The organism is Blautia sp. AF19-10LB (genome assembly GCF_003461245.1).
Lineage (GTDB): Bacteria > Bacillota > Clostridia > Lachnospirales > Lachnospiraceae > Blautia_A > Blautia_A intestinihominis.
In genome coordinates, this window is the sequence record NZ_QTWS01000060.1 from 1 (window position 1) to 11,162 (window position 11,162).

The 11,162-nt window shown below is 36.6% G+C and carries 13 protein-coding genes; 9 read left to right on the plus strand and 4 right to left on the minus strand.

Features of this window, described 5'->3' with window-relative positions; genetic code table 11:
• Positions 1-9: 9 nt before the first annotated feature.
• The 4 genes from DWX28_RS20855 to DWX28_RS20860 form a co-directional block, all read right to left on the minus strand.
• Positions 10-225 carry a helix-turn-helix domain-containing protein gene (locus DWX28_RS20855; RefSeq protein ID WP_442857737.1) on the minus strand — a complete coding sequence of 72 codons (216 nt, stop codon included), beginning with the start codon at positions 223-225 and terminating at the stop codon, positions 10-12.
• 415 nt (positions 226-640) lie between these two features.
• Complete coding sequence (locus tag DWX28_RS18255; protein WP_118254519.1) at positions 641-1,093, minus strand: Hsp20/alpha crystallin family protein; 453 nt, start codon at positions 1,091-1,093, stop codon at positions 641-643.
• A 136-nt stretch (positions 1,094-1,229) separates the two neighbouring features.
• Positions 1,230-1,685, minus strand: a complete 456-nt coding sequence (locus tag DWX28_RS18260; RefSeq protein WP_118254521.1) for an Hsp20/alpha crystallin family protein — start codon at positions 1,683-1,685, stop codon at positions 1,230-1,232.
• A 291-nt stretch (positions 1,686-1,976) separates the two neighbouring features.
• Positions 1,977-2,198, minus strand: a complete 222-nt coding sequence (locus tag DWX28_RS20860; protein WP_118254525.1) for a S24 family peptidase — start codon at positions 2,196-2,198, stop codon at positions 1,977-1,979.
• On the opposite strand from DWX28_RS20860, the gene DWX28_RS18270 reads away from it, so the two are divergent.
• The 9 genes from DWX28_RS18270 to DWX28_RS18310 all read left to right on the plus strand — a co-directional run bounded on the left by DWX28_RS18270 (position 2,157) and on the right by DWX28_RS18310 (position 10,971).
• Complete coding sequence (locus DWX28_RS18270) at positions 2,157-2,429, plus strand: hypothetical protein (protein WP_243002494.1); 273 nt, start codon at positions 2,157-2,159, stop codon at positions 2,427-2,429. The genes DWX28_RS20860 and DWX28_RS18270 overlap by 42 nt on opposite strands.
• A 134-nt stretch (positions 2,430-2,563) precedes the next feature.
• The gene (gene bsh, locus DWX28_RS18275; RefSeq protein ID WP_005347230.1) at positions 2,564-3,541 is read left to right on the plus strand and encodes a choloylglycine hydrolase; all 978 of its coding nucleotides are present in this window, start codon (positions 2,564-2,566) and stop codon (positions 3,539-3,541) included.
• A 38-nt stretch (positions 3,542-3,579) separates the two neighbouring features.
• Positions 3,580-4,260, plus strand: coding sequence for a GTP pyrophosphokinase (locus DWX28_RS18280; RefSeq protein ID WP_118254528.1), 681 nt, complete (start codon positions 3,580-3,582; stop codon positions 4,258-4,260).
• Positions 4,261-4,295: 35 nt separating this feature from the next.
• The gene (gene cls, locus DWX28_RS18285) at positions 4,296-5,855 is read left to right on the plus strand and encodes a cardiolipin synthase (RefSeq protein ID WP_118254530.1); all 1,560 of its coding nucleotides are present in this window, start codon (positions 4,296-4,298) and stop codon (positions 5,853-5,855) included.
• 290 nt (positions 5,856-6,145) lie between these two features.
• Positions 6,146-7,579, plus strand: a complete 1,434-nt coding sequence (locus tag DWX28_RS18290) for a phospholipase D family protein (RefSeq protein ID WP_055053946.1) — start codon at positions 6,146-6,148, stop codon at positions 7,577-7,579.
• A complete protein-coding gene (locus DWX28_RS18295) occupies positions 7,558-8,268 on the plus strand; it encodes a response regulator transcription factor (protein ID WP_118254533.1) in 711 nt (236 codons plus the stop codon). The genes DWX28_RS18290 and DWX28_RS18295 overlap by 22 nt, the downstream gene beginning before the upstream one ends.
• Entirely contained in the window at positions 8,268-9,311 is a 1,044-nt protein-coding gene (locus tag DWX28_RS18300) for a HAMP domain-containing sensor histidine kinase (protein ID WP_118254535.1), read from the plus strand. Before DWX28_RS18295 ends, DWX28_RS18300 begins: the two co-directional genes overlap by 1 nt.
• A 33-nt stretch (positions 9,312-9,344) precedes the next feature.
• Entirely contained in the window at positions 9,345-10,436 is a 1,092-nt protein-coding gene (locus DWX28_RS18305) for an FUSC family protein (protein ID WP_005347241.1), read from the plus strand.
• The gene (locus DWX28_RS18310; RefSeq protein WP_118254538.1) at positions 10,399-10,971 is read left to right on the plus strand and encodes a CDP-alcohol phosphatidyltransferase family protein; all 573 of its coding nucleotides are present in this window, start codon (positions 10,399-10,401) and stop codon (positions 10,969-10,971) included. Before DWX28_RS18305 ends, DWX28_RS18310 begins: the two co-directional genes overlap by 38 nt.
• Positions 10,972-11,162 lie beyond the last annotated feature (191 nt).

Consider the following 11,162-nt stretch of genomic DNA (forward strand, 5'->3'; position numbering starts at 1 on the left):
AAAAGATGGCTAACGACAACCATCTTTCTCTCCGTTACATGTTATAATGTAACTATGCTGAGTCTCGGAGTCATCCAGAACACCAAGCCAGCGCTGTTTGTGAGAGTTCCACAGTTTAAGCCATTTGTAAAACAGGTTTTGTGAAATGCCGAAGTGCTCACAGAGCTGTTCTATGGAGCCAAGGGAGGCAAAGTACTTCCTCAGAAGACGCAGAACAAAGAGCAGGCTGAAACTGGAGTAAAGAGATTAGGTGAAAATGGAGAACGAACAGATAGTAATAGAATTAAAAGAACTTTTGTATATGGAATTCAGGCGATATTTATATCGAAGGAAAGCAAATGTAACCGCCCAGAGTATCTTGCTGGCGATCGGGTATAACATAAACAAGCTTCATCATAAGATTCAGGCAGGAAGGACAGGGCGGCATTTATTTCCACTCAAACAAACCGCCTGATTTTGACAGGTCAAAAGTAAATCCTGAAAACGAACCTTTTTCCAGAAAAGGTTTATTAAAGTTCGCCTTCTTGTAGAAACAGAATGAAAGGAGAGAATATTTCGCCTTAAAAACTGCAAAAAGATGCTGCCGCACCTATGATTTCCTAATCATTGATGCGACAGCCCCGACTATAAGGAGATTTCCTTAACCTTCAATGGCAATATAACCATCTTTTTCTATTTTCTCAGGTGCTTTCTTTGGCACGGACAGTTTCAGAATACCATCTTCATATTTTGCATGAATGTCTTCTTCGCTTACTGCATCGCCTATATAAAAGCTTCGGCACATGCTGCCCGCATAGCGTTCACGCCTGATATAATTACCTTCTTTATCTTTTTCATCTTTATCCAGTCCCTTTGCAGCAGAAAGTACCAGATAACCATCTTTCAGCTGTACCTGAATCTCGTCTTTCTTAAATCCCGGAAGATCGACATCCAGTTCATAGCTACCGTCTGTTTCACGGATATCCGTTTTCATCATGTTCTGCGCATGTTTACCATAAAGCGGATTCTTCTTGCCCCAAAATTCATCGTTAAACGGGAAATTCATCCAATCATCATCAAATAAGTTTTCTCCAAAAATACTAGGCATTAACATAAGTCATCTCTCCTTTTCATGACAAACAAATCTATATTCAAGTCTTTCGACTGTTACTTACAATTATATTTAAAGGGTACTGCCCGAAATCTTCGGGCAACACCACGAGCTTTTTATCAATCAGATGTTATCATTATCATTCAATGGTTATATATTTCGGATCATTGGAAACTGGTTTTGCTTCTTTCTTCGGAACAAACAGTTTCAGGATACCATGTTTGTATTCACCTTTAATGTCTTCCTGAGTCACTTCTTCGCCTACATAAAAGCTTCGCTCACAGGCTCCTGCGTAACGTTCACGTCTGATGTAGTGTCCCTTCTTATCTTCATCGTCTTCATCCAGACCTTTTGCTGCACTGACAGTTAAGTAACCATCTTTCAATGCAACTTTGACTTCATCTTTCTTGAAGCCAGGAACATCAACAATCAGTTCATAACCTTCCGGTTTTTCCTTAATATCTGTCTTCAGGAGATTCTGTGCTCTTCTTCCGTACAGCTTCTTTTCCGCTTTCTTCTCATCTTTGTCATCATAATAGAATGGTGTAAAGAAATCATCAAATAAGTTTTCTCCAAAAATACTAGGCATTAACATAAGTCATATCTCCTTTCAAAAGCTCCCTAGATCTTCACGATCCAGTCTGCTGTATTATCATTTCTAGTTCTTCGAACATCTGGAATACCTTTTCTTTTATCTCTCTTCCTTTGTTCTATCTGTAATATAACACGCATTATTAGCACTGTCAAGAGGCGAGTGCTAATTTTTTTGTGAAGATTTTGTGATCCTTGTGATTTTGTGAATGTGTTTTGTGAACGCTATAAGCCATGCAAAATGGTGAAAAAAGACGCCCTGCAAGTTTACTGTTAATGCATCAGCCTTTTAAAATTAGCCAACTACTTTTCCAAAAGTTTTTAAGGTGGAGCCGGAAGTGACTTGGATAGGAGCATATTTTTTATTTAGAGAAATAAGTTGGATACCGGAATCAGATTGATGATATTTCTTTACATAAGCATCACCATCGAGGAAAAAGACACCGATTTCTCCTTCTTCATGAGTTTCTTGTTTATGAATCCAGATGATCTGTCCATCCAGATAGAGAGGCTCCATACTGTCACCACATATGATGTTGTTCCGAAAGAAGAAATTGCTGAATTTGAAGAGCTTATGCGCAAAACCATAGCTGACATTGTATCAGAAGCCAGTAGCGTTGTCTGTTGGGTGTATGTGCAGAAATATGTGAAGCACAAAACCCTAAACGAAATGCTGCAAGAATTGCCAGACGTAGGTCAATTCATCCTAGCTATGGATACCTGGTTTGAAAAACTGATGGAGAAATAATCTAGGAAAATAGTTTAAAGTTTACATGTTATGATCATGTATGAAGTTGGAACAAAATAAAAGATTGTGCTATACTATGGTTTAAGAAAAAAACTCATTGACATATTTCAATCTATTTAGGAGGATAAACGATCATGTGTACAGCAGCAACTTATAAAACAAAAGATTTTTACTTTGGACGAACCCTCGATTATGAATTCTCTTATGGTGATCAGATAGTAATTACACCACGTAATTATGCGTTTAATTTTCGCCATGTTGGCGATATGAAAAATCATTATGCAATTATTGGAATGGCTCATGTTGCAGAGGATTATCCTTTGTATTATGATGCTATGAATGAAAAAGGAGTGGCAATGGCAGGACTGAATTTTGTCGGAAATGCTGTTTATGCCGCGATTAAGCCAGATGTGGAAAATATTGCACAGTTTGAATTTATTCCGTGGATTTTAAGTCAGTGTTCTTCTTTAGTTGAAGTTCGCGAGCTTCTTGAACGAATTAATATTGTTAATACTCCTTTCAGCGAGCAATTGCCATTAGCACAATTACACTGGATCATTTCTGATGAGAATGAGTCAATTACGGTAGAATCTATGTCAGATGGTTTGCATATTTATGATAATCCAGTAGGAGTGCTTACGAATAATCCGCCATTTCCACAGCAGATGTTTCAACTAAATAATTATATGTATTTATCTCCTAAACAGCCCAGAAATACTTTCTGCGAAAATTTGGCTCTTGATGCATATAGTAGAGGTATGGGAGGATTAGGTCTTCCGGGAGATCTCTCATCTTCATCACGCTTTGTACGTGTAGCTTTTACAAAGGTAAATGCAATTTCAGGTGAATCAGAGGAAGAAAGCGTTAGCCAATTCTTTCACATTCTCGGATCTGTGGATCAGCAACGAGGATGTTGCGAAGTAGCGGATGGAAAATATGAAATCACATTGTATACGTCGTGTTGTAATGTTACAAAAGGTATTTATTATTACAATACTTATGAAAACCATCAGATCAGTGCAGTAGATATGCATGTAGAAAATCTGGATAGTGATAAAATGATTTGTTATCCAGTAATTCAAGGAGAACGAATCAACTATCAAAATAAATAATGTTTTGAAATCAGGGATGAGGTAGAAAGGAAAGTTCCATGACAAAAGATGAAGTAAAAAAACTCAGGATGAACAGTCCGGAATCACTACAGTTTTTAAATAATGCTACAAAATTTTATAATTTAATGATGATGTATCGTTGTGCTATTCGGGAGATACAAACTAAACTTGAGGTTTTGGATGATGAATTTTCAGTTGAGAACAATCGAAATCCTATTTCTTTTATAAAAACAAGAATTAAGAAGCCCAATAGTATTTACGATAAATTGCAGAAGATGGGATATGAATTTACAACAGAAAATATACAGACACATCTCAATGATGTAGCAGGCGTTCGAATAGTTTGTGCGTTTATTGACGATATTTATATGATATCAGATTTGATTACCCAACAGGATGATATTAAAGTTATTGAAATAAAAGATTATATAAAAAATCCAAAATCGAATGGTTATCGAAGCTATCATATGATTGTTGAAATACCAGTATTTTTTGCTAAGGGTAAAACACCTATGCGTGTAGAATTACAGATTCGAACCAATGGTATGGATTTCTGGGCAACATTGGAACATCAACTTCGCTATAAAAAAGGAATTGAAGAAATGCCTGGCTATGATGAGATAAGTGAAGAATTACTTCATTCTGCAAGAGCTATCATTGAAGCAGATAATGAAATGCAGAGAATAAAAGACAAAATTGGTATGTTCCATGAAATTTAGGGAGAAAACTGAGCAAGTAGGAAGGTGGAATATATATGAAACAAGATACTTTAGAGGGCAAAGCAAAAACAAAAAATGGGGTAAAACGGCTGTGTTTTTCCATAATCTGCATTCTTTTGGAAGTGATTTTTATTATTACTATCGTAACACGCTTGAATGAATATGCAGAAATCATAAATTTATTTACAAGGATTTTGAGTGGGATCTTGGTTTTGGGATTGTACGCATCAAATAAGACATCCTCTATGAAAATGCCTTGGGTCATCTTAATTCTAATTTTCCCAATTATGGGTGTAGGCCTGTATTTGTTGATTGGTTTGAATGGTGGCACACATAAAATGCGTGAGCGATATGCAGAAATTGATAGCAAATTGTTACCAATGCTTCCGGACAGTCAAGAGTGTTTGAGCAAAATAAAAGAAACAATTCCGAAAGCAGGAAATATAGCAAGTTACATACAAAGAAATTCGCAGTATCCAATCTATCAGAATACGGATATTGTGTATTTTGATGAAGCAGTGAAAGGATTAGAGGCACAGCTTAAGGATTTGGAGAAAGCACAGAAGTTTATCTTTATGGAATATCATGCGATAGAAGACGCTGAAGCATGGCATAAGATTCAAGATGTTCTGGAAGAGCGAGTAAAAGCAGGTGTGGAAGTTAGAGTGTTCTACGATGATATGGGTTCTATAGGCTTTATTAACACAGATTTTGTGAAAAAGATGGAGGCAATAGGAATTCATTGCCGTGTATTCAATCCGTTTATGCCAGGTTTAAATCTGTTTTTGAACAATCGTGATCATAGAAAAATAACAGTTATTGATGGAAAAGTCGGATTTACAGGTGGATATAATCTAGCAAACGAATATTTTAATTACACACACCCGTATGGACAGTGGAAAGATACAGGTATTCGTTTAGAAGGAGATGCTGTTCAGTCGCTTACGGTGACATTTTTGGAAATGTGGAATGCAGTAAGTGATAAGGCTGCTAATGATTCTGATTTTAGTAAATACCTTTTCCACTATGATTATGCGGCACAGCAAACTGGGTTTGTTCAACCTTATGCAGACAGCCCTATGGATAATGAGCAAGTAGGAGAAGAAGTTTATATCAGTATGATAAATAAAGCTGAAAAATATTGTTGGTTTATGACTCCATATCTAATCATAACAGATGAAATGACGCATGCGTTATGTCTGGCTGCTAAGCGAGGGGTAGACGTACGAATTATCACACCTGGTATCCCTGATAAAAAATTCATTTATAATATAACTCGTTCTTTTTATCATGGATTAGTTAAACATGGTGTTCGTGTTTATGAGTGGACTCCTGGTTTCTGTCATGCAAAAATGAGTGTGGCAGATGACTGTATGGCAACTTGTGGAACAATTAATCTGGATTATCGAAGTTTATATCACCATTTTGAAAACGGCTGTTTTATGGCAGATTGTCAGGCAGTTGTGGAAATAAAAAATGATCTGATAAGAACGATGGGAGAATGTCGTGATGTGACAGACCAATATCAAACCGGACGAAGTGCATATTTGCGACTGGGACAATTATTTATGAGATTATTTGCTGGATTGCTATAAGAATCTGATGAAACGACCTTTCAAAAAACAGTTGATTTAGAAGTTAACTGTTTTTGAAAGGCCGTTTTTGCTATATCTAACAGTCTGTTGTACAAAGAAGATTTTGCATGGATAGTGATTAATACAACGGAGTAAGAAAAGCTCCTTCATATATTAGAATAAAAATATGACTGTTTCTTTAAAAAGAAGCCGGTCATATTTTTTTATGAAAAATAAATTTTGTTGAGGTTAAATTGAGATTGACTTTGTATTGTATAAGTATGAAATAAAAAGGAATCAGGTGATGTACAATGAAAAAGCATAAAATATGTAAAATCCTTCTTGTTATACTGGCAATTTTTTTATGTGTGGCTTTTTATGAATTGCTCGGAATCTGCGTTGCATATAAAAAACAGCCGGAAGTGTCCAATACAACCAAAAAAGAAACAAAAAATGGGTCATGGAACGAATGCAGTGAAAATACAGAACGGGCAGTAATCATAGAAAAGAATCCAGAAGCGCTTTTACAAAGAGTGCGTCTGATCAAGAATGCAAAAAAGGAAATTATTCTTTCTACTTTTGCATTTCAATCCGATGAAAGTGGAAAATTGATTTTAGGAGCACTGCATGATGCGGCAGACAGAGGTGTACATATTCGTCTGTTAGTAGATGGAATGGAGAGCTGGATTGATATGGAAGGAAATCCGTATTTCTATGGATTATCATCCCATGAGAATGTTGAAATTAAACTGTATAATAAGGCAAATCCGTTGAAACCGTGGAAAATGATGGGTAGAATGCATGATAAATATTTGATTGCAGATGGAAAGAGATATATTCTTGGGGGAAGAAATACATACAATTATTTCCTGGGTGATTTTCCGGGACATAAGAACTATGACAGAGACGTGTTAGTGGTTTGCGATGAACCTGAGAAAGAAAATTCAGTTAACCAGTTGTCAGAGTATTTTGAAACCATATGGAATCAGGAAGACAGTGGTTATTTTCATAACAATAAAAAACTGGCAAATAGAAAATCTGTAAAGAACGCAGTTTTAGAGCTGCAGAACAGCTATCAGAAATATTTTGAAGAGAATAAGGAAAGAATCTGCGAGACCGATTATACGGACGAAACTTTTGAGACAGAAAAGATTACATTAGTGTCAAATCCTATTCACACAGGTTCCAAAGAACCAGTAGTGTGGTATCAGTTGGGAGAATTGATGAAAAATGCAAAAAATCGTGTGAAGATCCACACGCCATATATTATCTGTAATGATATGATGTATAATACATGGGAGGAGATTGCAGAGAACGTTTCAGATTTTTCTATCATGACAAATTCAGTTGCGAATAATGGGAATCCATTTGGGGCTGCCGATTATGCGAAAAACAGAAATAGAATCTTAAGTACAGGAATTAATATCTGGGAATATGAAGGTGGTTATTCATACCACGGAAAAAGTATTCTGATTGACGATGATCTGTCTGTAATCGGTTCCTTTAATATGGACATGAGAAGTGCATATCTGGATACGGAACTGATGCTTGTAATTCGCAGTAAAGATATTAATAAACAGTTGGAAGAGGGCATGATGGAATATGAAAAAGTGTCCCGCCAGATATTAGAAGGCGGAACTTATAATGATCCATATCATGTAGAGCCAATCGAATTAACAAAGAAACGTCAGAGAAAAATATTTTTGGTACAGCATCTGCTTGGATGGGCAAGGTATCTGTTTTAATAAGGAGGAAGGAAAACGTGTTTCAAATATTGATTGTAGAAGATGATAAAGAATTAAGCCAGCTATTCCAAAAAGTGCTTGAGAAGAATGGATATCAAGTCAAAAGTGCATCGGATGGAGCACAGGCATTAGAAGTATTGGATAAGGAATATATTGATCTGATCATTTCTGATATTATGATGCCGGTTATGGATGGCTATGAACTGGTGTCAGAACTCCGTTCAGCAGGATATCAGATACCAGTGCTTATGATCACTGCGAAAGGTTCCTTTGATGATATGCGTCAGGGATTTCTTTCGGGAAGTGACGATTATATGGTAAAACCGGTAAATGTGAATGAAATGGTTTTAAGAGTCGGAGCATTGCTTCGCCGTGCACAGATACTGAATGAACACAAAATTGTGATCGGTTCAACAGAGTTTGATTATGATGCAATGACGGTTACAACTGATAAGGAAAGTCTTGTTTTGCCTAAAAAAGAATTCCTGCTTTTATATAAGCTTGCAGCTTCGCCAGGCAGAACATTTACAAAACAACAGTTGATGGATGAAGTATGGGGATACGAGACGGAGGCAGACCCACATACGATAGAGGTACATATAGGAAGAATCAGAGAGCGTTTTAAAGATAACTCGGATTTTGAAATCGTAACAATGCGTGGAATTGGATACAAGGTGGTGAAAAAATAATGGAACAAAAGAAAGAAAAAGGATTGCGGATCCGATCCTGTCTGACTGGTGCAATCTGGCTGGCACTTGTATTTTCAACAGTCATATCTGCTTTATTATTTGCTTTTTTGAATCATTTTTTTAATCTGCCGGGCAGCATACCTGTGCTTGGCTGGCTTTTGATTTTTAATACATTGATTGCAGGGCTGATCACTTCCTTTATTAATGCAAAGTTACTGGAACCAATTACCAGACTTAGTAAAGCAATGAAGGAAGTTTCTCAGGGAGATTTTGAACAGCATTTGGAAACGAACAGCCGTATAGCAGAAGTTGGAGAATCTTATCAAAGTTTTAACGTTATGACAAAAGAACTTCGTGCAACAGAGGTGCTGCAGATGGATTTTGTATCTAATGTTTCTCATGAGTTTAAGACCCCGATTAATGCCATTGAAGGATATACAATGCTGCTTCAGGGAGAAGAACTGTCTCCGGATCAAGAGGAATATGTAGAAAAAATCTTATTTAACACCCAAAGACTTTCCGGATTGGTTGGTAATATTTTGCTGTTATCCAAGTTAGAGAATCAGAATATACCAATGAAAAAAGCAGAATATCGTCTGGATGAACAGATCCGCCAGGCATTTCTTTCATTGGAAACAAAATGGACAGAAAAAGAAATTGGTTTTCAGGTAGAATTGGAGGAAGTTAAATATACTGGGAATGAAGGACTTTTTATGCATATCTGGATAAATCTTTTGGATAATGCGATTAAGTTCAGCCCTTCAAAGGGGACAATTACGATGTTTCTGAAACAAGAACAGGATTCTGTTAAGTTCATTCTGGAAGATGAAGGACCAGGAATAGAGGATGATGTAAAATCCAGAATATTTGACAAGTTCTATCAGGTAGATGGATCTCATAAAGCAGAAGGAAATGGCCTAGGTCTTGCACTTGTAAAACGGATTGTAGATAGTGCCGGAGGAACAATCAAAGCAGAAAACCGTGAATATGGTGGATGCAGATTTGTTATAGAGCTGCCAAAGCAGAAAGATGAGATTATATAGTTTTAAGATAAATTAGAAGATGGGAGGATTTATATGACATTTTATCAGGAGTTGCAGTTAAATCAGGCAGGTTCTAAAAACCTGTTGAAAAAGAGTGAAACACTAAAAGAAAAATTGTATCATATGTGGGTATATCTGGTGAAGATAGCTGTTACAATGGCATTTTGTTTTTTCTTTGTTAGTATTTTCAGCATCCTATTTGGAAATGAGAACAGCATTGTAGGTGTAGTAGTCTTATTATGTCTCATGGTGTTTAGAAATGCGGATCTGGGGATCCACACCGGACAATCTACGATGCTTTTGGCTTTGTTCTTTGTAATTATGACTGTATGTCCGCATTTAGCAAATCAGTTTTCACCGGTATTGGGAATGCTGTTAAATATTGCGGCACTGGCTGTGTTGATTCTGTTCGGATGCCATAATCCATTCATGTTTAATCAATCTACATTGGTTCTTGGGTATCTGCTGCTATATGGTTATGATGTTACGGGAAAAAGCTATCAGATGCGATTAGTCGGAATGGCTTTAGGTGCAGCACTTACCTGCTTTGTATTTTATCGAAATCATAAAAACAGAACTTATAAAAGAAATCTGAAAGATCTGATACAAGAATTTGATATCACTTCTTCCAGAACAAAATGGCAGATATGTCAGATTTTATGCGTACCGATTGTCCTTTGCATTGCAGAACTTTGTAATATGCCACGTGCAATGTGGGCTGGTATTGCGGCCATGTCCGCGATTTTGCCGTTTATGGAAGATATGCACTACAGAGTCCGTAAAAGGATTGTCGGAAATATTGCAGGTGTTATATGTTTTACAGTATTATATTTTCTGCTTCCTTCGTCAATCTATGCATATATAGGAATTCTTGGTGGAATCGGTGTAGGATTTTCAGCACAATATGGCTGGCAGGCAGTATTTAACACATTTGGTGCTTTAGCCATTGCTGCAGAGACTTATGGACTACAAGGAGCGGTTAGTCTTAGAGTGATTCAAAATGTTTTTGGTGTTGTGTTTGCTTTAGCATTTTGTGTTATATTCTATTGGTTTATGTCTAAAAAAAAGGAAAGTGAGGTGACCGTACATGCAGAGGGAAGTGAATCAGGAAGAAAATTTGAATAGAATTATTACGGTTCCTAATCTTCTTTCTTTTTTTCGGCTTTGTCTGATTCCGGTAATTATATGGAGTTATTGTGTAAAGAAAAATCCTCTGTTAGCTGGTGAAATCTTATTGCTGTCTGGTCTTACGGATCTTGCTGATGGATATATCGCAAGAAGATTCCATAGGATTAGTAATTTAGGAAAAATACTTGATCCGGTGGCTGATAAGCTGACACAGGCAGCGATGTTAATCTGTCTGTTTACTCGTTTTCCGCATGTGCTTCTTTTAATCGTAATAATGGCAGGTAAGGAGCTGTATATGGTAGTCAGTGGATGTCTTGTGATACGAAAGACAGGAAAAGTACATGGTGCAGACTGGCATGGAAAGATAGTAACCTTTTTATTATATGGAACTGCAGCGGTGCATATTATATGGTTCCACATTACACCGATGGTATCAGATCTGTTGATTGGTTTGTGCGCTATAATGATGGTCATATCGGTCGCTCTGTATATTATCCAGAATACCAGGACTCTTAAGGAAGAGACTGTATAAGCAATTTTATATTGCAATGACTAGAAAAATATTTAGGAGAAGATAGATATAAACAGTAAGTCAAACACACAAACTATGGAGTCTTTAGTCGGTTTAATAAAATTTTAGATAGAAAATAAATCATTATAAAAAGGGGCTGTCGGGAAATATGAACCGCTCCCCGTCAAGTAGACAATTGAAAAAATACAAAT